Below are 634 nucleotides of genomic sequence, written 5' to 3' on the forward strand. Positions count from 1 at the left end.
AACAAGGCAAGCCTTGTTCCGACGCTCCCACGGCTTGCAGGCACACGGTTTCAGGTACTATTTCACTCCGCTCCCGCGGTACTTTTCACCATTCCCTCACGGTACTATCCGCTATCGGTCACCAGGGAATATTTAGGCTTAGCGGGTGGTCCCGCCAGATTCACACGGGATTTCTCGGGCCCCGTGCTACTTGGGTGTCTCTCAAACGAGCCGCTGACGTTTCGACTACGGGGGTCTTACCCTCTACGCCGGACCTTTCGCATGTCCTTCGCCTACATCAACGGTTTCTGACTCGTCCTGTCGCCGGCAGACGACAGAAGAGAGATCCCACAACCCCGCATGCGCAACCCCTGCCGGGTCTCACACGCATACGGTTTGGCCTCATCCGGTTTCGCTCGCCACTACTCCCGGAATCACGGTTGTTTTCTCTTCCTGCGGGTACTGAGATGTTTCACTTCCCCGCGTTCCCTCCACTTGCCCTATGTGTTCAGGCAAGGGTGACAGCCCATGACGACTGCCGGGTTTCCCCATTCGGACACCCCCGGATCAAAGCCTGGTTGACGACTCCCCGGGGCCTATCGTGGCCTCCCACGTCCTTCATCGGTTCCTGGTGCCAAGGCATCCACCGTGCGCC

1 rRNA gene is annotated in these 634 nt (G+C 59.1%); it reads right to left on the bottom strand.

Going from position 1 to position 634, the window contains the following annotated elements:
* Positions 1-634: ribosomal RNA gene (locus M8J74_RS43530) — 23S ribosomal RNA — on the bottom strand; the annotation flags it as partial.

The sequence above is a fragment of the Streptomyces panaciradicis genome (assembly GCF_023516615.1).
Classification (GTDB): Bacteria; Actinomycetota; Actinomycetes; order Streptomycetales; family Streptomycetaceae; genus Streptomyces; species Streptomyces panaciradicis.